Annotated in this window: 12 protein-coding genes and 1 pseudogene; 2 read left to right on the top strand and 11 right to left on the bottom strand. The window is 65.9% G+C overall.

Annotated features, from left to right (window positions below; all coding sequences use genetic code 11):
• Nucleotides 1-37: 37 nt before the first annotated feature.
• A complete protein-coding gene (locus JYG36_RS12845; RefSeq protein WP_213604280.1) occupies nt 38-610 on the top strand; it encodes a LuxR C-terminal-related transcriptional regulator in 573 nt (190 codons plus the stop codon).
• Between the two features lie 6 nt (nt 611-616).
• On the opposite strand, the gene JYG36_RS12840 is transcribed toward JYG36_RS12845, so the two are convergent.
• Nucleotides 617-1,330, bottom strand: a complete 714-nt coding sequence (locus JYG36_RS12840) for a tellurite resistance TerB family protein (protein ID WP_213604278.1) — start codon at nt 1,328-1,330, stop codon at nt 617-619.
• Between the two features lie 164 nt (nt 1,331-1,494).
• Here JYG36_RS12840 and JYG36_RS12835 point away from each other — a divergent pair, with 164 nt between their 5' ends.
• Nucleotides 1,495-2,115, top strand: coding sequence for a DcrB/PsbP domain-containing protein (locus tag JYG36_RS12835; RefSeq protein ID WP_213604275.1), 621 nt, complete (start codon nt 1,495-1,497; stop codon nt 2,113-2,115).
• 38 nt (nt 2,116-2,153) lie between these two features.
• Here JYG36_RS12835 and JYG36_RS12830 read toward each other — a convergent pair whose 3' ends face one another.
• From JYG36_RS12830 to JYG36_RS12785, 10 genes and pseudogenes are all read right to left on the bottom strand, one after another.
• On the bottom strand, nt 2,154-3,488 hold the full coding sequence (locus JYG36_RS12830) for a hypothetical protein (RefSeq protein WP_213604272.1): 1,335 nt from the start codon (nt 3,486-3,488) through the stop codon (nt 2,154-2,156).
• Between the two features lie 177 nt (nt 3,489-3,665).
• On the bottom strand, nt 3,666-4,883 hold the full coding sequence (locus tag JYG36_RS12825; RefSeq protein ID WP_213604270.1) for a RhtX/FptX family siderophore transporter: 1,218 nt from the start codon (nt 4,881-4,883) through the stop codon (nt 3,666-3,668).
• A gap of 12 nt (nt 4,884-4,895) precedes the next feature.
• Nucleotides 4,896-6,398 (bottom strand): PepSY-associated TM helix domain-containing protein, encoded by a 1,503-nt coding sequence (locus JYG36_RS12820; RefSeq protein ID WP_213604268.1) that lies wholly within the window; start codon nt 6,396-6,398, stop codon nt 4,896-4,898.
• On the bottom strand, nt 6,395-6,676 hold the full coding sequence (locus JYG36_RS12815) for a hypothetical protein (RefSeq protein WP_213604266.1): 282 nt from the start codon (nt 6,674-6,676) through the stop codon (nt 6,395-6,397). Before JYG36_RS12815 ends, JYG36_RS12820 begins: the two co-directional genes overlap by 4 nt.
• Nucleotides 6,676-8,652 (bottom strand): annotated as a pseudogene (locus tag JYG36_RS12810) (TonB-dependent siderophore receptor); the annotation flags it as partial. The gene JYG36_RS12815 and the pseudogene JYG36_RS12810, both read right to left, overlap by 1 nt.
• Nucleotides 8,653-8,937: 285 nt before the next feature.
• Complete coding sequence (locus tag JYG36_RS12805) at nt 8,938-10,635, bottom strand: ABC transporter ATP-binding protein (protein ID WP_213604261.1); 1,698 nt, start codon at nt 10,633-10,635, stop codon at nt 8,938-8,940.
• On the bottom strand, nt 10,632-12,371 hold the full coding sequence (locus JYG36_RS12800) for an ABC transporter ATP-binding protein (RefSeq protein WP_213604259.1): 1,740 nt from the start codon (nt 12,369-12,371) through the stop codon (nt 10,632-10,634). The genes JYG36_RS12805 and JYG36_RS12800 overlap by 4 nt, the downstream gene beginning before the upstream one ends.
• Nucleotides 12,368-13,405, bottom strand: a complete 1,038-nt coding sequence (locus tag JYG36_RS12795; protein WP_195884297.1) for a Gfo/Idh/MocA family oxidoreductase — start codon at nt 13,403-13,405, stop codon at nt 12,368-12,370. The genes JYG36_RS12800 and JYG36_RS12795 overlap by 4 nt, the downstream gene beginning before the upstream one ends.
• The gene (locus tag JYG36_RS12790) at nt 13,402-18,807 is read right to left on the bottom strand and encodes a non-ribosomal peptide synthetase (protein ID WP_213604257.1); all 5,406 of its coding nucleotides are present in this window, start codon (nt 18,805-18,807) and stop codon (nt 13,402-13,404) included. Before JYG36_RS12790 ends, JYG36_RS12795 begins: the two co-directional genes overlap by 4 nt.
• The gene (locus JYG36_RS12785; protein ID WP_213604255.1) at nt 18,804-23,126 is read right to left on the bottom strand and encodes a non-ribosomal peptide synthetase; all 4,323 of its coding nucleotides are present in this window, start codon (nt 23,124-23,126) and stop codon (nt 18,804-18,806) included. Before JYG36_RS12785 ends, JYG36_RS12790 begins: the two co-directional genes overlap by 4 nt.
• Nucleotides 23,127-23,265 lie beyond the last annotated feature (139 nt).

Below are 23,265 nucleotides of genomic sequence, written 5' to 3'. Positions count from 1 at the left end.
CCCGGTGCACACCGACAAACCCGAGGCAGGACGCCCGATGATCGAAGACGCCCCGCACTTCCAGGACCTTGAGCGCCTGGCCTTCCAGGTTTCCCCCGCGCCGCAGATGATCACCGGCCATCGGCGCATGCTCGACTGCAACCAGGCCTTTGAGCGCCTGTTCGGCTACGAGCGCGAGCATTTGCAAGGCAACCTGACCCTGTTGCTGTACCCCTCCCACGCCGACTACCAGAGCATCGGCGAACGCAGCGAGCACTGGCTGCGCAACGGCCCCGGCGCCTTCTACTCCGACGAGCGCTTCATGCAGCATCGTAATGGCGAGGTGTTCTGGGCCCGGGCCCACGGCTTTTCGCTGACGGTCGAGGACCCGTTCAAACTGATGGTCTGGCATTTCGAGCGCCTGGACCGCCAGCCGGCGCCGACCATCCAGCTGACCCCGCGCGAACGCGAGATCTCGCTGCATATCGTCAACGGCCTGACCTGCAAGGAAGTGGCGCGCAAGCTGGGGATCTCCCACCGCACCGTGGAAGTCCACCGCGCCCGGCTGATGAAGAAGCTTCAGGCCAAGAACAGCGCAGAGCTGGTGTCGAAGATCATCTTCATCAGTTGAGCGGCGTCAGGCGTTTCCCTTGGCCTGCTGTTCCAGGTGCACCTGCAAGGCCGGATCGATCTGCAGCGCGCCGGCCAGTTCGTCAAGGTAGGCCCGCTCTGCGTCCTGCTGGTCATCCACCAGCATTACGCTGGCCAGGTACATTTCCGCGGCCATGCCTGGGTCCTGGGCCGACTGCGCCACCTCGCCAGCATCCAGTGGCTTGCTGACTTCCTCATCCAGCCATTGCTGCAGTTGCGGGTCGTTGGTGTGACGTTTGATTTCAGCGTAAATCAACGCTTGTTCTTGCTCATCGATACGACCGTCAGCCTTGGCTGCCGCAATCAGCGCGCGCAAGATTGCATGACTGTGGCCCTCGGCCTCGGCGCCGGACAATTGATCGACCGTACGCAGCGCCTGTTGCGGGGCCGCCGCCTGGCTGCGCTGCCAGCTTTGATAGGCCTGGAACGCCATCATGCCCAACGACGCCAGGGCCGCGTAATTGGTGCCTCCGGCGGAGCGCCCCTGGCTAGCGCCACCCGCGCTGCCCCCCAACAGGCCGCCCAGTAAACCTCCCAGGCCAGCATTGCCCGCCGATGCACTGCCGCCGCCCAGCAGACCGCCCAGCAAGCCGCCCAGACCGCCCAGGCCGTCTTGCGCGGACCTGCCGCTGCTCCCTTGTTGCGCTTGCGAGCCCTGCCCGGCGCGAAGTAGCTGTTCGAGTAGATCACTGGTGTTCATAGCACCGCCCTCGGTCGGTAGTTGCTGTTTAGACAAGCAACGATAGCCCCCGCAAGGCGATCTGCCATGACCGTCTGGCCGACGGCTAACCCGGGGCTTACCGAGCACGCAGGTTTATGTGAGCATAGCCACCCCGCCCTGCCCCGCGCCCCACGAGAGGCTGTATGACGACTTTCCACAGAACCGCCCTGACGCTGACCCTGGCCGTTGTCGGCCTGTTGGCGCTACCGAATCTGCATGCCGCGAGCAAAGCCGGCAGCCAGACGAAAGCTGAAGTAAAGGTCGCGGTGCTCGGCGGCAAGTTCAGCTTCACCCTGCCGGCAGGCTTCATCGCCAGCCCCTTGAGCGCCGACGAACAGAGCAGCGAAGGCGCCGGCGCCGTGGGCACCCTGTATGCCAATGCGCAGGAAAAGCGCGTGGTCATGGTGGTCGAAAAACCGCTCCCCGAAGCGTCGCGCCCAGGTGACAACGACGACGCCTTCCTCGACGGCGCCGTCAGCGGTTTCGTCGAACGCCAGAGTGCCGGGCTGCCAGACTTTCGACAAACCGGCGAAGCGCGCCTGAACCGCAACGGCCTTGGCGTGCGACAAATCGACAGCACGGCGACCCTGGGCGGCGGCAAAACCTTGAACAGCACCTTTATCGCAGGCTCCGGCGAGCGCATGGCGGTCATCCAGGTCATTTCCCGCAGCGACCAAGCCAGCAGTCATGCGGCGCTGGTCAAGCGAATCGCGGGGCAATCCTCGGTGCCGGTTTCGGAATCTCGCAAAAATCAGGGTAAATAGCATGCAAGCGCCCCCCCCCGCTTGCGAGGGGTAATCCATCAGAACAAATTATCTATTCCTGCGGACCGTTCCATCTCAGGTCGCAAAACCTCAAGCACCAGCCTTTCAGTTATTTGCTTGACAACGTTAAGGCCCTGCATGAATTCGCCTTCCGATATATCTTTTTCACACAGCAGGATCTTCTCATAGAGAAAATTAAAGCTACCTTCTTTATTCCCGGCCTTCTGGTTAGCCATCAGGATAAACATGCTCACCAGCGCATCCTTGACCACCTCGTCATTCATCAAGCCCGACAGTTCCTGCATTCGATCCTTGTTACCCTCAAGCAAAAAGACAAAGGGCGCAAGGAAAACCTGGTTCAGCCCAGACGCTTGCAACAGCTTGCGGGTCGCCAGGGTGTAAAGATAAAAATCAAGATGGGCAGTGAAGACAAACCAATACGCAGATTCGTTCATCTGGTATTTTCTGGAATAGCCATTCACCACTGACAAAAAGGCGTCCATGAAATCCGACGCAGGTTCGCCCTTGACGGCGAACACATTGATAAATGAGCATACCCTTGAAGCCTTGACTGCTGCTTGCGCTTCGGCCTTTGCTTTACTTCTTGCAAGATCTTCCGTGCGCTGCAGTTCCAGCTCCCGGGCTTCGGCCCGCGCCAAATCTTCTTTGTAATAGTTCAACTCATCATAGAAAAATGACGAATAGTATTTGAACGCCATGTAAAAGAAATCGGTGGTTTTTGCGAGCACATCGCCCTCCAGCCCCGAACACCCTACCAGGGCCGATGACAGCGCCTTCAAGTTATCATCATGCACAATGAACTCGCGAATATGCTCCTTGTCCTTGAAGTTATGCTCACCTATAAGCGCTACAATCTTCTCTTTATTTTGATTTGCCTTAACAAAAAGGAAAAAACCTACCACCTCATCTTTCAGCGAAATATTGCTGAGAATTCCTCTTCCGCCAACATGATTACGCACATCAATGAGGGATGCATCATTCCTTTTCAACGAGGCATACACCACCCTGAAAACATCAAAAACCAATCCCAGAGGGATTTTCCTGAAGGTCAACGCGAGCGATGCGTTTATGACCACATCCGAACCCACGAATTCGATAGTTGAAATACTGCAAAGCGGAATATGCCCGCGCTCGCCCAGCAGGTTATACACCAGATAATTTTTTGTAAAAAGAACCCCCTCGCCCCACAACCCTAAAAAACTATCATCGAGAAAAACCAGACAGTCATCCTCCGCCATGATCTTCAGATCAACGCGGGTCAAGAAATTATTCAGCTTGAGCTTTTCGATTTTCCCGTCAACAAAAACTCTTTTCAATGAGCAGAACTCATTAAAATCGCCGACTCTTAACATAGACCTTTCGCCTTAACAAAAAACCGGCTGTCCCAGCAGCGCGTGAGAGGGGGTTCCCAGCGCTCCAACATAGCAGCAATCTGCCAGCACCATCAACGAAACAGCCCATCTTCAGAACCGAAGATGTCCAACGAACCCAGCTTCACCGAAAGAGCGTGCTCGAGCGCACGCCCCCCCCTACTGCGCAATAACCCGATACCGCGCCAAATTCAGCGCCACCAGCAGCGCCACCACCGCCATCAGCGCCCCGGTGAGGAACCCGCCGCTGTAACCGACCTGCGCGGTCAGTCCCAGCAACAGCGAGGACGACAGCATTTCGCCAAGGTCGCGGGTGCTTTGCACGGCGGTCATGTCGGTGCCGGCCTGGTCGCTTTGCCCGGCAAACGCCATCGAGGCGGTCATGATTGCCACTGAGGTCGCGCCGGTGGCAAACGAGCCCAGCCCCACCGCCAGCCAGATCAACTCGACCCGGGGCGCCACTAGCCCGCTTGCCTGCAGCAGCCAGACCAGCGCCGCCACCCCGGCCATGGCCACCGCCAGCATGAACGCCGGCCACAAGCCCAGCACACGGATCAGCCAGGCACCGCCGCCGCAACCGAGCACGATGGTCACCACGCCGCCGCTCATGCCCAGTTGGCCGATGGCCTGCAACGACCAGCCAGCATCGTTGAGGAACAGTTTCGACAGGCCGAAGCCAGACACCGCGGTCATCGCCGAGAGCAATGCCAGCACCACCAGCGACAGCGCCCCGGGCCGTTTGATAAAGCGCAACAGGCTGGCGTGGGCGACGTCGGGTTGTTTCTCTTTCGCCGGTGCCACGTGCAGCCAGGCTACGCAGCACAGGCTCGCCAAGGGCACCAGGGCCAACAGGCCGAAGGCCGTGGTTTGCCCGAAGTGGCCACTGAGCAGCAGCGCCCCGGCGCCGCCGACGAAGAAGCCGAACATGGTGCCGCCGACCTGGATGGCGTTGATCCGCGCGAGCATGTTGTCGCTGAAATACTCGGCGGCCATGCCGTCGGTGGCGATGTCCTGGGTGGCGCTGGCGAACGAAGCGAGGATCAGCAGGCCCACGGCCCAGCCGGCGGTATCGACACTCAGGCCGATGCTCGCCAGGGTCACCAGGCACAGCAGCACAAGGATCTGCATCGGTATGATCCAGCTGCGCCGCCGCCCCAGGCGCGGGCTCCAGTGGTTGTCGACCTGCGGCGCCCAGATGAATTTCACCACCCACGGCAGGCCCACCAATGGCAGGAAGGCCAGGGCATCGAGGGCCGCGCCGTCGTGGCGCAGCAGGGTTGGCAAGGCGTCCATGGCGATGCCGAAGCAGATGCCCTGGGACAGGTACAACAGGGCGAAGGTCAGCACCATGCGCCAGTGTTTCAACAGATCCAGCATGCGAGTCTCCATTCAGATAGCGTTGGCGTCGGCAGCCCGTGCCGTACGCGAAAAAACAGTCAGGCGGCGCACCGCCCACAGGGCACTGGCGCCCACGAGCAACAGCACCAGGTCAATCGGCCATAGGCTCAGGTTGGCGTGCACCAGGCTGCCAGCCAGGTGCAAGGCGCCAGCACTCAGGAAGGCCAGGCCGGCCACGCTCAACAGCAGGCGTAGCGGTTGGCGCTGCGGCGGCATCAGCGCGGCCAGCAGCAGGCTGGCGATCCAGCAGCCCCAGAACCACGCCGTCAGTGAACTGCGCGGCAACAGCCCGAGGTTGGCCAGCGCCCCGGCGCACAGCAGCACGGCGCTGGCCGCCAGCAACCCGCCGCCGCCACCGACCACCAGGCGCAGCAGCACTTGCCAGCCTGCCCCGCCCTTCAGCCGCCGGCGCTCCAGCCACAGGTACAGGCCGCTGAGCACCAGCACTGCGGCGCCCAGGGCCATGCTGAAATGCACGACGCGCAACAGCGGCCCGGCGTGGGGTAGCCAGCGATAATCGGCAAAGTGCAGCGGTTGCACCGCGATAAACGCCTGCAGCCAGAAGCCTCGGCCACTGGCACTGCTGGTGGCCAGCGGCTTACCGTCATCGCCGCGGTAGGCATGGCGTTCGAACACTGCGGTGCTGGGCAGGCCGGACTCGATGCCGGCCACTTCCAGCCAGGCTCCGGGCTCGCCCCAGTGATGCAGGGTGACGCTCTGGGCGGTGAAGCCCGGGTGCACCGCCGCGTCGTTGCTCAGCAGTTGATCGAGATCGAACGGCTGGGCCGGCGCCGCCTGCGGATCGACCTGCGGTGGTGCGCCCAGCAGCTGCATGAACGCCTGTTGCGGGGCCCCGGGAAACGCCTGCCCGGCCAGGGTCAGGGTACCCAGGGCGCCAAGGCCGGACATCGCCCCGGTAACCCCGAACAACAGCAGCCACGGCCCGGCCCAGCGGCCGATCAGGCTGTGCAGGTCGTGGGCCAGCAGCCGCGGGCCACGGTCACGGCGCAAGCGCGTGAGGTCCTGCAAGCGGCCACTGTGCAGCACGCTGCCGGCCCAGATCATCAGCAACAGCACCACCCCCAGCAGGCTGATCAGCACCCGCCCGGGGAAGCCGGCAAACAGGCTTTTGTGCAGGTTGAAGAGGATATCGGCGGCGTTCTCTGCCGCCAGCTCCCGGCCAGTGGCCGGGTCCAGGGCCAGGTTACACGGCTTGGCAGGCGCGCACAGCTCGACCACCGCGCGCTCGCCGTCGGGCAGGCGAATCTGCAACGCCTCGGGCGCCAGGCCGTGGCGGCTGGCCACCGGCAGCCATTGCGCCAAGGGCAACAGCGGCCCTGGCGCCAAGGCTGCCGGGCCGCGAAACCAGCTGCGCAGGTCCTCATGGGCCATGCTCCAGGCGCCGCTGAGCAGAATCACCAACAGCAGCACGCCGAACACGCCGCCGGCACCGGCATGCACGCGCTGCACCAGCGCCCGCGGTGCGCCCATCATGACCCGGCTCCTGCCCATGCCAGGCAAGGGCTGAACAGCAGCAACCAGGCGCTGGAGCGGTAGACCACGCGCTTGCAGTCCGGCGCCAGCAGCGCCCACAACAGCACCGTGACGAGAAACCCCAGGCCGAGAAAGATCGCCGCATAAAGCCGCTCAAGCCCGTCGCCCAAGGGGTAGTGGCGGGCCAGCAGCACCGCCAGTTGCAGGCTGCTGAGCACGCTGCCGGCCAGCGCCAGGCTGATGCGCAGCCACCATGGCCCAAGGCCCGGGGCTGCCATCAGAACGTGCCTCGCAGGGTCATGTTGAGGCTGCGCGGCTCCCCGTAGCGGTTGTTCCAGTTGGGGTTGGAAAGGCTCTGGTAATACTTGCGGTCGGCCAGGTTGTTGCCGTTGAGCGAGGCCGTCCAGTGCTCGTCAATGCGATAGGCAACCCGTGCATTGAGCAACACATAGCCGCCCTGCTGCATCGATACGGCGCCCGACTGCGCAGAGAAATCACTCTGCGCCTGCACCCCGGCACCGACGCTCCAGCGCCGCTCCTGCCAAGGCAGCTCGTACTGGCTCCACAACCGCAGCATGTGCCGCGGGGTGAACTCGGCATAGCGCTCGCCGGAGTTGCTGCGGGTGTCCTTGAGGTATTCGGTGGTGGTGTAGGTGTAGCCGGCGAACAGGCTCCAGTCCGGGGTAATATAGCCGGTGCTTTCCAGCTCGAAGCCCTGGCTGCGCACCTTGCCGCCGCTGATGTAGTAGGTGTTGGGGCCGGCGCCGGGGTGTTCCGGGTCGACCTGCGGATTGTTCTCCAGGTCGATGCGGAACGCCGCCAGCGACACGTTCAGGCGGCCCTCCAGCAACTCGCCCTTGACCCCGGTCTCGTAGGTCTTGCCTTCCACTGGCTTGAGCAGGTCGCCGCTCCAGGTCTGCCCGGTTTGCGGCTGGAACACCTCGGCGTAACTGGCGTACCACGACCAGTCCTGGGCGAAGTCCCAGATCAGCCCGCCGTACGGGGTGATCTCGCGCCCGGGCTTGAAGTGATCGCTCGGTGCATCCTGGTCCCACCAGCTGGCCCGGGCACCGACCACCAGGGTCAGCGGATCGAGCAGCTTGAAGCGGGTCAGCGCGTAGACACCCTTGGAGGTGGTGGTGGTCGAACCCGGCGATGTGTAGGCGCCGATACCCGGCTTGGGCACGCTGTGCGGGTCCCAGCGATAGACGTTGACCGGCACGTTCAACGACGTGGTGAAGTCCGCCGTGCGCTGCTCGGTTTCACCCTGGCTGTAGTTGCTGCCCAGCAGCAGTTCATGGCTGCGGCCGAACAGTGAGAACGGCCCGTTGACCGAGGCATCGACGCTCTTCTGGGTGCTTTCGAACTTGTACGCCGCGCCCATCAGACGGCCGCCGTCACCGGTGACGGGGTCAATCGCACCGTAGGCGCCGGCATAACGCAGGCTGGAGTCGGCGTCCTGGTATTCGGCGGCGACCTTGGCTTTCCAGCCGTAGTCCAGTTGCTGCTCGAGCGAGCCGAACACCCGGCGCGTGGTCCACTTGAAGCGGTCCCAGTCGACATCCAGGTAAGTGGAGCGCGGCAGGTTCAGGCTCGAGCCGTCCTTGGCCATCGGCACACCAGCCATGTTGGTCACCGAGTCGATGGTCTGGTACTGCGCGCCCAGGGTCAGCAGGGTGTCCGGGCTCAGGTCGAACTCGCTGATGCCGTACAGCAGCTGAGTGTCTTGCTTGCCGATGTCGTAGAAATAGTCGCGGTCCTCGTAGGCGGCGACCATGCGCCCGCGCACATTGCCAGACTCGGTCAACGGCCCGCCGACATCGACCTCGCCGCGGTAACGGTCCCAACTGCCACCGCTCAAGGTGGTGCTGGCGGCAAACTCTTTTTGCGGGCGTTTGCGCACCAGGTTGACCGTGGCTGCCGGGTTGCCACTGCCGTGCAGCAAGCCGTTGGAGCCCCGCAGGATCTCGACCCGTTCGTACACCGCCATGTCCTGCGGTGAGCTGGCGGTGTCGCCGAGCAAGGCCGGCACGCCGTCGAGTTCGAACGAGTTGACCTTGAAGCCACGTACGTAATAAGCGGTGGTCAGCAGCTGGAACGGCTGCACGGTGACGCCAGTGGCTTGCTGCATCACCTCGTCGAGGCTGAACAGGTTCTGCTGCTCGATGCGTTCGTGGTCGATCACACTCACCGACTGCGGCGTCTCGCGCAGCTTGAGCGGCATCTTGCCGATGGTGGTGACCCCGGGTGCGGTCACGCTGCTGGCGCTGTCCTTGCCGATGATCTCGATGTTGCCCAGTTGCAGCGTGCCGTTGCCGTTCTCTGCAGCAATCGCCAGCGCCAACGGATTCAGGCCCAGTACCAGGACCATCGCCAAGTGCGCCCGGCTGCGTTGCCCCATCCGTCCTGCCTTTTTGACTCCCTGATGTAACATTGCCCCGCCCCAATTTCGATAATAATTCTCATTAGTATCCTTCAAACGAGTGGGCGAACTTTTCGATTTAGGGACTTTTTCAATTGATGCCCGGCACCGGTGCATTCAATCGACGACACCGTGCTGCTCGACGAACTGCGCATACCACGGGTGGGTGGCCAGCAGTTGCTCATGACTGCCGCTGCCGCTCAGGCGCCCGGCCTCCAGCACCAGGATCTGATCGGCGTCGCGCACCAGCGCCGGGTTGTGCGACACCAACACCAGCGTGCGCCGGCCGCGCAATGCCCGCAGGCTGCGATTGACCCGCGCCTCGCTGCGCGCATCGAGGCTGGCAGTGGGCTCGTCGAGCAACAGGATCGGCGCCGGCGACAGCAGCGCTCGCGCCAGCCCTACGCGCTGGCGCTGGCCACCGGAGAGCAAGGCGCCGCCCGGGCCGACCTCGCTGTGCCAGCCCTCGGCCAGGCTGGCGATCACCTCATCCAGCGCCGCTGCTTCAGCGGCCTGCTGCAATTGCCCAGGCGTTGCCTGTGGCCGCGCCATGCTGACATTCCATAGCAGGCTGCCGGCGAACAGGCCGCTGTCCTGGAACACCTGGGTCAAGTGCGCGGCAAGGGTTTGCTCGCTCAACTGGCGGATGTCCACCTGGCCCAGACGCACTTCGCCGGCCTGGGCATCCATGCCCCGCCCCAGCAACGCCAGCAGCGTACTTTTACCGGCGCCCGACGGCCCGACAATGGCCGTGAAGGTACCAGACGCGCAGTACAGGTCGAGGTCCTTGAGCAGGTGCTCGCCATGTTCGCCGTAGCTGCTCAGGCCCTGGCCCTGCAGGCTGGCGTCCAGGGGTTGCAAGCCGGGTTGCGGGCTGTGCAGGATCGGTTGCGCCAACACCCCCAGCACCTGTGCCAAGGCCTGCCAGGCCATGCGCAGGGCCTGGTCCAGTTGCGCCAGTTGTGACAGCGGCTCGACAAAGCGCACCAGCAATACCAGCACCGCCACCAGCAGCGCCCCCGGCAAATGCCCGGCGGCGACCGCCAGCACGCCGCCGACCAGCAGCGCCGAAAACACCAGTTGCACTGCGCTGGCAAAGCCCAGGCTGGCGGGCAATGCCTGGCGGTTGAGCGAACGGGTCGCCTGATGTTGCTGCTGCAGGGCCTCGCGCAGGGCCACCTGGCCCTGGCTGGCAACGGCGCTGCTACGCATCAGCGCCTGTTGTTCGGCGAAAGTTTGCAGCAGTTGCCCGGCATGCCGATCAACCGCCTGGCGCTGTTGCTCAAGGTCCAGGCTGCGCCGCCCGGCCCAGCGCAGCAGGCCGAACAACGGCAGGTAGGCCACGGCCAACGCCAGCGCCACGGATGGCGCCAGGGCGAACAAGCCAAGGACCACCACCGTTGGCGTCACCAACGCGGTAATCAACGGCGCCAACAGGTGCGCCGGGATACTCATGCTGCTGAACACCGGCCCGCGCACCAGGTCGTCGAGATGGCGCTGGCGGCCCCGCGCCAGCCGTGGCAAATGCTCCAGCAAGCGCGACACCAGCCCCGCTGCCAGCCCTGCCCCAGCGAGGTAACCACGCCGCTGGGCGATATAGCTGACCAGGGCCTGCAGCAGCGTCAGGCCCAGCAGCAGCCCCACCGGCTGCAGCACATCGGCGCCTGCGCGGTCGAACCAGGCCAGCACCAGCGGCACCAGTGCCAGCCCCGCCAGACCATCAAGCACCGCGGCCAGCACCATCCATATCAGCGCCGCGCGCAGGGCTAGCCAGGTGCGCTGCGGCAACTGGCGCAAGGACGAAAAAACACTCATGACACAGGCTCCATTTGCTCGGCATCGGACATTTGTTCACGCCACAACTGACGGTAAAGGCCGTCCATGGCCAGCAACTGCTGATGACTGCCACGCTGAACAATCCGGCCCTGGTTCAACACCAGGATCTGCTCGGCATGGCAGATGCTCTGCAAGCGGTGGGCAACGATCAACCGCGTACGCCCGGCCGCCCCCTCGTGCAGGGCCATGCGCAAGGCCCGCTCGGTGTGCGGATCGGTGGCCGAGGTCGGCTCGTCGAGGAGCATGATCGGCGCACTCGAAAGCAGCGCCCGGGCAATGGCCAGGCGCTGCAGTTCGCCGCCCGATAGCTGCACATCGTCACCGGCTATGCTCGCGTAGCCCTTGGCCAGCGCCATGATCCGGCTGTCGAGGCAGGCCGCCCGTGCAGCCTCGCGAATCTGCTCGAGGCTGGCGTCGGGCTGGTACAGGGCGATGTTCTGCGCCAGCGACAGGCGCAGCACTCCGGCGTGCTGGAACACCAGCGCCAGATGCCGTTGCAGTTGCGCGCTGGCGATCTGCCGAACATCCACCCCGCCGACCAGCACCTGGCCGCTGTCGACGTCCATGAACCGCGCAATCAAGCCGGCCAGGGTACTTTTGCCCGCGCCCGACGGCCCCACCAGGGCCGTGGTGGTGCCTGGCTCCAGGCGCAGGTTGATCGCTGACAATACCGGCACCTCGCCATGGGCGAAGGACACCTCGCGCATTTCCACGCTGGCGTCCCTGGGCGCTTGCGGCGCGTCGGGCTCGGCCAGCGGCGGCGTGCTCAACACTGCCTGCAAGCGCTGCGCACTGACCCGCGCGCTATTGAGGGCATCGAGGCCGTGCCCCATGGCCAGCACCGGCGCGGCCATGGCCCGGACCAGCAACACAAAGGCGCACAACTGCGCCGCGCCGATTTCGCTCAGCCCCGGCAGCAACGCGCCAAGCACCACCCAGGCCAGCAGCCAGGGCGCACTGAGCAGCACCTGGACCAACGCCGCCAGTTGACCGGCGCGGCTCACCCAGTGGCTGAAACGCTGATCAAAACGCTGCACCGCCTGTTGCAGGCTGCGCTGCACGCCGGCCCCCGGGAACTGGCGCACCAGGCGCAAGTTGGCGGCGAACTGGCTGTAGTCGCTGAACAACTGCTGCACCACCGCATTGCGCTGCTCGACATCTTCACGGTAGTGCGCCGAGCCCAGCCGCCAGTACCCCAGCACCCCCAGTGCCAATGGCAGCAGGCACCACAGCGCCAGGGCGCTGTCGCTCCACAGCAGGTAGCCGAAGATGGCCAGGGGGATCAGCAGCAGGTTGACCAGATCGGTCGGCGCATGGCCGACCAACTGGTGCAATGCACGTACGTCCTGCTCGGCATAGCGGGTCACGCCCTCGGGCCCGAGCCGGGCGAACCAGCCCAGCGGCAAGCGTTGCAGACGCTCGGCCAGGCGCACGCGCAAACGCTCGCACAGGTCGGCATCAACACCGTGGGTGAGGTGCAGGGCCAGGGTCTGGCCACACAGCCACAGGGCCGAGCCGAGCACCGCCAGCAGCACCCAGTTCATCACCCCGGGCGCCAGCGGCGGCGCCTGTTGCAGGCTGTCGGCCAGGTGCGCCAGGGCAATCAGCGGCAACAGCGAGCTGACCCCGGATATGGCCTGCACCACCACCGCCAGGCACAAACGCGCCCGGAACGGGCGCAACAGTGCCCGCAGTTCAGGCCCGAGCAGGTTCATTGGCACCCCTCCAGCGCCTGCGCCAGGGTGGCTGCCGGCAAGGCCTGTGCGGGCGTTTGCGGAAAACCGATGGCGGCTGTCACCTGCTGCCACAGCGCGACCACTTCCAGGCTGCGCTGTTGCCGGCGCACCAGGCCTGCACCGTCGAGCAACGGCTCCAAGGCCCTGGCCGCAGCCTGTGGCCAGAGCTGCCGATAGACCTGGCCCCAGTCCGTGGCGGCGTCCATCAGCACTTCGGCACACGGCAAGGCGCCGCCGCTCAGCACAAACAGGCCGTCCTCGTCCTCGCGCGGCGCGCGCACCGCTGGCATCCACAGCAGCGGCCCGTGCGGTGAGGCCAGCAGCAAGGTGCCGCTGTCGGTGGCCAGGCTGATGCGCTGGAGCATCTGCATGCGCCCGTCATCGGCCGCCGCCAGTTCATTGAGCACCCGTAACGACACCGGCACCTCGGCCATCACCAGGCTGACATCGCGCCACGGCGACAGCGCCGGTGCCAGGTTGTCCAGCGACCACGGCCCCACCGACTCCAACAACGCCGCCAGGATGTCGAGGGTGGCGTAGCTGACCTGCACCGCACAACTGGCCTCGATATGGCGGATGCCCTGCTGACGATGCAACTGCCGGCCCAGCTCGATGAAGCGCGCCACCCACGGCAACTGCGGGTAAAAACTGTTGAGCAGGCAACGGCGCTGCAAGCGTGCCGCGCAGCGCAACAGCTCGTGCAGCTCCTGAGGCAACAGCGGGTGTTCGATCAACACATCGATACCGCGCGCCATCAACGCTTGCGCCAGGGCCGGGCCCTGCTCGCCGCGCGCCGCGCCGCCCACCGCCACGCAGGCCAGGCGGGTGTCGTCGGGCAGCTGTTCGAGGGCCGCGAAACACGGTACACGAAGATGCCGGGCCAGGGCCTGTGAACGGCGACTGCCCTGGCCCAGCACGCCGACCAGCTGCAGGTGCTCGGCAGCGGCGACACCGGCGGCGTAGAACTGGCCGAATCGGGAACCCACTACCAGGGTTTTGACGGGAGTGTTCATGGGCGCTGTTCCTCCAGCAAGTAACGACTGAGCCCGGCGTTCAGGCAATCGAAGTGATTGCCGCGCAGGGTCTGGACACTGAGCGGCGCCAGCGACGCGGCCTGCCACCAGGCCTGCAGGCTGGCCTGGTGATTGGCGATCAAGGGGTTGCCGACACTGGGCACGAACAGGCGCACGGCACCGATGTACGGCGCACTGTCGCTGTAGTGGCTGGCCCGTACCGAATGGGCAAACACCCGGTACAGCTGTTCATCGGCGATGCCGCTGGCGGCGCTCAGCACCCGGGCCTTGAGCTGGGCAACGTCGAAGGCCGGCAAGGCTGCGCTCAAGCTGCCCGCCGGCAGGTGTTGCACGGATGCCTGCACAAGCGGCGCCAGGGCCGCCTGCAACTGCTCGGCCGACGGCAAGCCGAGCGCCTGCGGGTCCAGGCCGAGGGTGGCGGTAAAGCTGTAGAGGATCAGCAACTCGTCATCCAGCCGATACGGGATGCGGTAGCTGGAGACTATATCCACCCGGCGCACCTCGGCGCCCAGTTGCAGCAGCGCCTTGGCCAGTTCCAGGGTCACCAGCCCGCCGGAGCAGTAGCCCAGCAGATCGAAGCTGCGCCGGCCGCTGTCCCACAGAGCCTGGGCATAACGCTTGCCGAGGGTGGCATTGACATGCTGCGGCGCCAGGCGCAGGTAGGCCTCGCTGTCGTGTACCGCCAGCCCCAGCAGCGGGCCGCTGCCGGCAAGCTCGGCAATCAGCCGGCGATACGGCAACAGCGTGCCGAGGCCTTCATGCACCAGCACCCGGGCGATGCCCTCGCCTGCGGCCAGCTCGCTCAAGGCGTCGACCCGTACGCGCCCGGCCAGCGGCGCGCGGGTGGCTTGCAAAACAGGCGTTGCCGGCTGTTCAGCGGCCGGCGCCTCAGCCCCTGACTCACTACGCAAACGCTGGGCCAGGCCGGCCGGGGTCGGCTGGCTGAGGGCCCAGCGCAACAGGCGATCGAAGGGGTGTGCACGGGCCAGCGCTTCCTGCTCGCGCAGGCCGGCGATCAACTGGGCGATCAGCAGCGAGTCGCCACCGGCGGCGAAGAAGTCCTGATCGGCCGACAGCTCGTTGCAGTCGAGCACCCGCTGCCAGTGCCCGATCAGGCGCTGGACCAACTCATCGCTGACCTCGCTGCGCACCTGGCGCACCGGCTCCAGCTGGCGCTGCTGGGCCTGATGGGTCAGGGCGCGGCGGTCGATCTTGCCGTTGGCGGTCACCGGCAGCGCGTCCAGCACCCGCACCTGGGCCGGCACCATGTAGCGCGGCACACGCTCGGCGATAAACGCCAGCAGGTCGTTGCTGGCGAGCACGGGGCGGTCGGTTTTCATCCGTGCCACCAGCAGGTCATAGCCCAGCAACGACAATACGCTGTCCGCTGACCCCAGGGCCTGGGCATGGTCGCCGGCCTGAGCGTTGAGCCAGTCCAGCCACTGCTGGCGGTGCACGAACAATTGCCCGGTGCTCGCCCGCAGGTCTTGCGGTGTTTCCATCATCAGGCTCTGGCTGATGCTGATTTCCCGGTGCTCGCGGGTCAGCTCCTGGATCACCAGCCAGGCATCGGCCTGCAACAGCTGACGCAGCCCGGCCAGCAAGCGCGGGGTGTCGAGGGCATTGTTCAAGGCCCCGGAACTGAGCAGCAGGTCCACCGAGCCTGGCTGCAGGCCCTGCTCGCAGGCGGGTTTGTTCATGTCGAAATGCATGAAGCGCACCCACGGGTACTCGGCAAAGCGCTCCCGGGCAGCATTGAGGAAGTAGCTGGAGACATCCGAGAACAGGTAGTCGATCTGCACCCCGGCTGCCGCCAAAGGCGCCAGCGCGGCAATGACCGAGGCACTGGCGGCAGCGGTGCCGGCGCCGACTTCAAGAATGCGCCAGTTGCGCATGCCTTCACGGGCAACAATCGCCCTGACCGCCTCGGCCATGGCCTGGTGCAGCACCTGGGCATGCAGGCCACGGCTGTACATGGCCTCGGCAATATGCGCCGAGCCCTCGGGGAACATCAGGCTGGCCGGGCTCAGCCGGCCATCCAGTTGCTCGGCCAGGCGCATGGCGCTGCCACGCAGGTAATCCACCAGTTCCACCGGCCACAACGGCGCCGGGGCCAATTGGGCGAAATGCGCCCAGGCCTGGGCCTGATCGAACGCGCCGGGGTCTACCAGGCAGCGCCAGCCTGCACCCGCACGTTGCAGATAGCCGCTGTCGGTCAACAGCATCAGCCAATGCTGCAGCAGCCGCTGCTGACCGGTTTCAAGCTTGAGCGCCTGGCACAGCGGGGCAAAAGCCACCTCCTCGCCCGCTGCGAGCAGGCCGCTGCTGGCCAGCCAGTGCAGCAGCGAGGCATCGGCCGCCCGGTCCAGCGCCGCCAGGGCGGCCTGAATCTCTTCACGCGGGCCGAAATCGGCCTGTTCCAGGGTGTCACGCGCCTTGGCCATAACCTCGGCCAATTCCTCGCCAACCCGTTGTGGATCGTTAGCCGAAGTTTGTGCAGTGACAAAGCTGCACAGCGAACGCTCGTGACGCTCGCCCACCAGTACCGTGGTGCTGGCAGCGATCTGTGGGTGAGCGAGCCAGGCAGCGTCGATCTCCGCAAGCTCGATGCGATGGCCGCGGATTTTCACCTGATCGTCCTGGCGCCCGAGGAACTCGATCAGGCCGTCCTCGTCCAGGTAGCGGCCGAGGTCGCCGGTGCGGTACAAGCGCCGGCCGCTGGCATGGGTGATGAAGCGCTCGGCGGTACGTTGCGGGTCTTCGGCGTAGCCCAATGCCAGGCCCAGGCCGCCGATATGAATCTCGCCGCGAACCCCCGGCGGGCATTGCCTGCCGAGGCTGTCGAGCACTTCCAGGGTCTGGCCGTTGAGGGCGAGGCCGTAGGGGATGCTCGGCAAGGCCGTGTCGGCGGGGCGAATCGGGTGCTCCACCGACCAGATCGCCGCCTCGGTCGCACCGCCGAGGCTGAACAGCTGGCTGTCGGGCCAGCGCTGCCACCAGCGGGTTGGCAAGGTGGTGGGAATCCAGTCGCCAGACCACATCACGCAACGCGGCCCGGGAATGGCTGCCGGTTCGCTTTCCAGGTAATCGATCAGCATCTGCCCCTGGGCCGGCACCGAGTTCCACAGGGTCACACCGTACTCGGCCATCAGTTGCGCCCAGTGCGAAGGATCGGCGCCACGCTCGGGGTCTGGCAGTACCACCTGCGCGCCCACAGCCGTTGCGCCGAAAAAGTCGTACACCGACAGGTCGAAACTCAGCTCCGCCAGCCCCAGCACCCGGTCCCGGGCATTGACGCCGTAGCGCTGGTTGATGTCGTCGAGGGTGTTGACCACCGCGCCATGGCTGAGCATCACGCCCTTGGGCGTGCCGGTGGAGCCGGAGGTGTAGATGATGTAGGCCAGGTCGCCAGCCTGCACCGCCAGCGGTTCGCGCGGCGGCCAGTGGCTGGCGGCGGTGAGGCTGTCGATGGCAATGCGCGGCAGCGCAAGGCCTGCAGGCAAGGCTTCGGTTTCCAGGCAGATGAGCGCAGCAATTCCGGCATCGCGCAAAATGGCTTCGCGGCGCAGAGCCGGTTGGCGGATGTCGATGGGCACATAGGCTGCGCCCATCTGGTTGATGCCGAGCACGGCCATCAGTTGCCAGGCGCTCTTGGGCAGCATCACCGCCACCCGCGCCCCGGGGGCAACATCAAGGGCCTCCAGCGCCGCGCGCACGGCGTCGGCGTGCCGGGCGACCTGGCGATAGCTGTAAACGCCGTCGCGATCGCTGATCACCGGCGCATCCGGGCTGCGCAACGCCTGACCGGCAAAGCCGCTGGCGATGTTGCGGTCCTCGGCTTTAACCGCCGACAGATGCGCGACCCGCTGCTGCGCCAGGACGATATCGCCGCGCTGCTGCCAAAGCTGTGCATCCGCAGACAGGCGCTGCAGCAACGCGACATAGGCCTCGAACATCTGCGCCGCCATGCCGTCTGGCAGGACGCCGACGCGCACGTCCCAGCCGATCTGCAAGCCGCCATATTGGTCGCTGACCTGGCAATCGATCCACACCTGAGGGGTCTGGCTGATCATGTAGCTTGGCGGCTGCAACAAGCGCCCGCTATCCCCCAGCAGGCGCTCGACGCTGCCGATGCCGCTGGTGAACACCACCGGCATCAGGTCGGCGCCACGGCCCTGGACCCGTGCCAGTTCGCGCAACACCTCGACCCCGGTAAAGCGGCTGTGGTCGAGGTCGTCGAACAACTGCGCGCCGATGCGCCGTGCCCGCTGGACGAAGTTGGCGCCACTGGCGCCATTGACCTGCAACAGGCTCAAAGCGGTGAAGTCGCCCAGCACCTGGCCCAGTTGCGGGTGCAGGTCCGGGCGGTTGAGGACGGTGAGGTTGAGGCAAAAGTCAGCGCTCTGGCTCCAGCGCCCGATGACCTCGGCGAACGCCGCCAGGGTCACCCCCGCCGCACTCAAACCCTGGGCGCTGGCCAGGGCACAGAGCGCATTCCACTGGGCCACGCTCAAGCTGGCATGGTGGTGCTGGAAGCGCCGCGAGGTGATCCCGGCGTCATCGCTCAAGGGCAGGTCCGGACGCCCCGGCAGGCTCTCCAGGCGCGCCAGCCACCAGGCCTTGTCGCTCTGCCAGGCAGCGCTTTCACGGCTCTGTTGTTCATGCTGCAGGTAGTCGCGAAAGGTCGCCTCCAGCACCGGCCAGTGCCGGTTTGGCTCCAGGTAGCGCTGGCTCAGCTCTACCAGCAGCAGTTGCAAGCTGGCGTAGTCGATCAGGGTGAAATCCACCGAGCAATGCAGAACCGCGCGATCGGCGCCCAGGCTCAGTTCCGGTAGCAGGACCGGCCACTGGTCGAGGGCATGACAGGCATGATCGAGGCGCTCGCGTACCTGCTGCAGGTGCGCATCGAAGGCTTGCGCCGAAGCCTGGCGCAGGTCATGCAACGGCAGGCATTGCCAAGGCACCTGGGCCTGCACGCACTGACGGCTGTTGTCTTGCACCACCGCGCGCAGCATCGGGTGGCGCTGCACCAGGGCGTTCCAGGCCTGGTTCAGTTGCTCGCTGTCGACAGTAGCCGGCCAGGGGTATTCAACATACAAGTGGCAGGCATTGCCGCCATAGTCGAAGGCCGGATTGCGCCCCAGCACGTAGGCGCCCTGCACCGCGCTCAGGGCAAAGGGCTGCAGCGCCTGTTCGGGTTGCGAGCGCCACTGCGAACGCGGCAACAGATGGTCCATCAGCGCCTCGCGCTGGGCGCGGATACGTTCGGCCAGGGCCGGGTCCAGCGCCCCTTGCGGCGCACGAAAATGCAACTGGTCTTCAGTAGCCCAGAGTTCGATCTGGCGCTCACGGCAGATGTGCAACAGGTCATTCAGGCTCATAGCACGCCCTCCTCTACTGCGGCACTGCTGGCCAGCAGCGCGGCCATGCCGGCCAAGGTTGGCTGCAGGTAGAAGTCACTCATGCGCAGGCTGATGCCCAGTTGCTCGCGCACGCTGGCCAGCAGCCGGGTCGCCAGCAGGCTGTCGCCGCCGAGGCTGAAAAAACTGCCCTGGGCGCTGCGCACCGGGCGTCCGAGCACCGCCTCCCAGCACCCGGCCAGGGGTTGTAGCGCAGGATTGAGCTCGCCCTCCTCGCTGCTGGCCGGCTGTTGGCGCTGCAGCGCTTGCATCATGCAGGCTTGCAGGCGCTTGCGGTCGATCTTGCCGTTGGCGTTGAGCTCCAGGCGCGGCAGGCACCAGAGGTGTTCGGGGCGCATCGCTTGCGGCAGGCGTTGTTGCAGCCAGTGCTGCAGACTGTCGGCGCTCAGGGCATCGGCCGTGGCGCTGGCGCTGAGCAACAGCATCGCCGGGTTCTGCCACAGGCTGTGCAGCTCGGCAAAGCCACTGCGGCCAAGCAGCTGGGCGATCTGCGCAGGGTCAGCCAGCACTGGCCTGCGGCTGTCGAGCAGCGCTGCGCTGACCAGCCTCAGCGGCGAGTCACGCAACAGCTCGGCGAGCAGCAGGCGCCCGCCCGGCTTGAGCAGCGCCTGGGCCAGGTTCAGGCAATCGGCTGGCTGCGCATAGCTGTGCAAGGCGGCGAAGCTGATCACCAGGTCGTACTGCGCGCACTGCTCGACGGGCAGCAGGCCATCCACCAGCAGTTGGCTGGCAACGCCCGGGCGCTTGCCGGCAGAGGCGGCCAAGAGGCCGGGGCTGGTGTCGAACAGGGTCAATTGCAGCTCGCGCTGGCCGAGGTGGTCGAGCCATTGATCCAGCAACTGGCCACCGCGCACGTCCAGCACCGCGACCTTCAGCGGCCCGACCTGGGCGCTGCACTGCTGCTGCAGCGCCTGGCTCATGGCATCGAGCAACTGGCGCCCGGCCGGCAGGTTAAGGGCCATGGCCTGGGGCGCCAGCAGCGGATCGAACAGCACCTGGGCAGCGCCACCCTCGACCGCCAACAGCGACTGCAGCGAAGCGACCATGGCCTGCAGGTCGGCCTCGCGCCAGCCCAGTTGCGCCAGGGCATCACCGAGGCTCATGGCTTGGCTGGGTTGTTCGCCCAACCACTGGCGCCAGGTGTCCAGCAGCGCCGGCGCCGGCAACGCTTGGCCATTGAGCAGGCGTTGCAGCAGCTCGGCGCTAACCCGTGCTTCAGCTTGCAGGGTGTCGTCCAGCATTGAGCCGCCTTGCAGGGCATCCGTGGCCACAGTCACCGGCGCCGGGCTGCTCACCAGCACCGCGCCAAGGCTAGCGACAGTGCCTGGCAGCACCGCCGCGCAGGCGTTGTCGATCAAAGGATGGGCACTCAGCGCCGCCTCGATCTCGCCCAGTTCGATGCGTTGCCCACGCACCTTGACCTGCTGGTCGATACGGCCGAGAAACTCAATGGTGCCGTCGCCCCAGAAACGCCCGCGATCGCCGGTGTGGTACCAACGCCCGCGCTCGTCGCTGCGAAAACGCTGGGCAGTCAACTGTGGGTCGTTGCGATAACCACGGGCAAGGCTGGCGCCGCCGATCAGCAATTGCCCGACCACCTGCTCGGGCACATCGCGGCCGCTGTCGTCGACCACCCGATAGGCCTGGCCGGCCAGAGGTTTGCCATAGGGGATCGAGGTCCAATGACCCGGCACCTCGTCGATGCTGTGCAGGTTCGACCAGATTCCGGCCTCGGTAGCGCCGCCCAGGCCATACACCCGGCACTGCGCCGTGGCATGCCGGCGCAGGCGCGCGGCAAGGTCCAGGGCGATCCAGTCGCCGGACAGCAACACTGCCCGCAGGCTCTGGTAGTGGCAGTCGCTGGCGGCAATGCCCAGGGCCATTTCCAGCAACGCCGGCGCCGAGTTCCACAGGCTCACCCGGTGCTCGGCAATCAACTGCGCCCAGCGCGCCGCATCGCGGGTTTCTTCGGGCTCCAGCAACACCAGGCGCGCGCCCTGCCCCAGCACTCCGAACAGGTCGAACACCGACAGGTCGAAATCCAGCGCCGACACTGCCAGCAGGCAGTCGTCGCGGTCGATGCCAAGTTCGGCCTGCAGCGCGTCGATGGTATTGATCGCCGCGCCATGGCTGACCTCGACACCCTTGGGCACACCGGTGGAGCCGGAGGTGTAGATCACATAGGCACTGGCCTGCGCCGCCACCGCCCGCGGCGCTGCCAATGCTGCGCACTGTTCCAGCTGCGCCAGGTTGAGCCAGCGCAATGACGGGCTATGCGCCGTGGGCGTTGGTGCTTGCTCCGCAATCACCAGGCTGATGCCCGCCGCCGATTCGATCAGGCTACGGCGCGCTGGCGGTTGCGCAGTGTCGACCGGTACATAGCAGCCGCCTGCCGCGAGCACGCCGAACACCGCGACGATCTGCCCGAGCCCGCGCGGCAGGCAGACTTCCACCGCCTCGCCCTGGCGCATGCCGGCCTCCAGCAAGCCGGCAGCCACCCGCAGCGCGCGCGTGGCCAGTTCGCCGTAGCTGCAACGCTGGGCGCCACAGATCAGCGCCAGGTCATCCGGGCGCTGGCTGGCGTGGCGGAAAAAGTCGTCCAGCAGGCCGCGCCCCGGGGCCAGCGCTGGTACGCTGTTCTGGCGCTCGCGCCGGGCCTGTTGCGCCAGCGGCAGGAGCACCGGTTGCGGCAGGCTCCAGTCACTGTCGGCAAGGCGCTGCAGCAATTCGATGTAGGCCTGGAACATCGCCGCCAGCACACCCTCGGCGAACAGTTCGCTGATGCTGTCCCAGGCCAGCAACAGGCCGTCGTCAACCCGGTACAGCTGGTGGTCGAGCCATACCTGCGGGGTTTGCGAAAGCATGTCGTCGAGGTCGCCAAACACCTGGCGAAAGCTTGCCGGAACAAACCCCGTCTCGTTGAGGTTGCTGGAAAACACCACCGGCGCTGAGCGCGGATGGCCCTGGCGACGGCCTTCGCGCAACACTTCCAGGGCCGCAAAGGCCGAACGGTCGATGGCGCCGTGCAGGCTGCGCTGAAACTCGCGCACCGCCTCGGCGAAGGGCAACTGCGGCGCGTCCTGGCATTCCACCAGCAGCAAGGTGGTGAAGTCGGCGATCGCCCGGTCGATGTCCGGATGGTCATCATGGCGGTCGAACAACGGCACGTTGAGCAAGAACTTCGACTGCCCGCTCCAGCGCGCCAGCACTGCGTTGAAAGCAGTGGCGAACACACAGGACAAGGTCAGGCCATGGTCGCTGGCCTGGCGCTGCAAACGCTCGGCTTCAGCGGCGCTTAAGACAAACGCCTGGCGACTGAAACGCGGTTCGCGGATTGACTCGGGGGCGCAGGCCAGCGCCAGCGCCGGGCCATCGGGCAATTGCGCCAGGCGCTGGCACCAGTACTCGCGGTCGCGGCCGTAAGCCTCGGCGCGCCGTTGCTGGCGGCGGCTCAGGTAGTCGGCAAAGTGCAGGGCCGGCGGCGCCGGCAGCAACGCCGGCGCTTGGTAAGCCTGGCCCAGTTCGGCCATCAGCAGGCGCAGGCTTTCTACGTCGGCGGCCAGCAGGTCGACACTCAGCCAGACCCGGTCGCGGCCACCCGGCAGTTGCACCAGGCCCACCAGCATCACCTGCCCCGCCTCCACCGCCAGGCACTGGTGCGAGCGCCAGCGGCGCAGTTCAGCCCAGGCCTGCTGCGCGTCATGGGGCGACTGCTGACGCCAGTCCTGGTGGTCGAAGACCTGCGCGGTCGGCGCCGCCAGGATCTGTTGCTGGCCGTCGTTGAAACGGGCGCGCAGCATCGGGTGGCGACGTTGCACCAGGTTCACCGCTGCTTCGAGGCGCTGCGGGTCGATGCTCTGGCAGTCGAACTCGAGCCAGGCGTGACAACTGATATTACCCAGCACTTCGGCGGCGCCCCGGCCCAGCCAATAGGCTTGCTGCACGGCGCTGAGCTCGAAGTGCTGCTCGCCAACTGATGCCGGTGCAACGCCAGGCGCCAGCGCAGGTTGCAAGGTTTGCCCGTGCAGCAGCGCCAGCCAGGCGGCCAGGCTCGGTTCAGCGCTCAGCTGGGCAAACTCGACCTGCAGGCCGTGGCTGCGCAGGCGCTCTTGCAGGTACATCAGGCGGATCGAATCAAGCCCGCAGCCGAGCAGGTTCTGCTCGTCGCCCAGGCTGTCGATTTCAGCCACCGAGGCGCCCAGCAACTGGGCGAGGTGTTCGATCAGCCAGAGGCGCAACGGGTTGGCCGAGGGGGTGTCTGCTGTTGTCAGCTCGCGCATGAAAAGCTTCCTGTAGCCCGTAAGAATAAAGTCTGCGTGGCTCACCAAGATGCAAGCCATTATCAAATGAGACTTTATCGCAGGTGGGTTTTCAGGAAGCGCTCAAGGCTTTAGATGCACAGGCCTTTTTATTCGATTC

The organism is Pseudomonas sp. SORT22 (assembly GCF_018417635.1).
Lineage (GTDB): Bacteria > Pseudomonadota > Gammaproteobacteria > Pseudomonadales > Pseudomonadaceae > Aquipseudomonas.
This window is presented reverse-complemented; position numbering and strand designations above follow the sequence as displayed.

What these genes read in the sequence shown, in the direction of transcription:
- JYG36_RS12845 (WP_213604280.1), top strand. Translation starts at nt 38, where the DNA reads ATGATCGAAGACGCCCCGCACTTCCAGGACCTTGAGCGCCTGGCCTTC.
- JYG36_RS12840 (WP_213604278.1), bottom strand. Translation starts at nt 1,330, where the DNA reads ATGAACACCAGTGATCTACTCGAACAGCTACTTCGCGCCGGGCAGGGC.
- JYG36_RS12835 (WP_213604275.1), top strand. Translation starts at nt 1,495, where the DNA reads ATGACGACTTTCCACAGAACCGCCCTGACGCTGACCCTGGCCGTTGTC.
- JYG36_RS12830 (WP_213604272.1), bottom strand. Translation starts at nt 3,488, where the DNA reads ATGTTAAGAGTCGGCGATTTTAATGAGTTCTGCTCATTGAAAAGAGTT.
- JYG36_RS12825 (WP_213604270.1), bottom strand. Translation starts at nt 4,883, where the DNA reads ATGCTGGATCTGTTGAAACACTGGCGCATGGTGCTGACCTTCGCCCTG.
- JYG36_RS12820 (WP_213604268.1), bottom strand. Translation starts at nt 6,398, where the DNA reads ATGATGGGCGCACCGCGGGCGCTGGTGCAGCGCGTGCATGCCGGTGCC.
- JYG36_RS12815 (WP_213604266.1), bottom strand. Translation starts at nt 6,676, where the DNA reads ATGGCAGCCCCGGGCCTTGGGCCATGGTGGCTGCGCATCAGCCTGGCG.
- JYG36_RS12805 (WP_213604261.1), bottom strand. Translation starts at nt 10,635, where the DNA reads ATGAGTGTTTTTTCGTCCTTGCGCCAGTTGCCGCAGCGCACCTGGCTA.
- JYG36_RS12800 (WP_213604259.1), bottom strand. Translation starts at nt 12,371, where the DNA reads ATGAACCTGCTCGGGCCTGAACTGCGGGCACTGTTGCGCCCGTTCCGG.
- JYG36_RS12795 (WP_195884297.1), bottom strand. Translation starts at nt 13,405, where the DNA reads ATGAACACTCCCGTCAAAACCCTGGTAGTGGGTTCCCGATTCGGCCAG.
- JYG36_RS12790 (WP_213604257.1), bottom strand. Translation starts at nt 18,807, where the DNA reads ATGAGCCTGAATGACCTGTTGCACATCTGCCGTGAGCGCCAGATCGAA.
- JYG36_RS12785 (WP_213604255.1), bottom strand. Translation starts at nt 23,126, where the DNA reads ATGCGCGAGCTGACAACAGCAGACACCCCCTCGGCCAACCCGTTGCGC.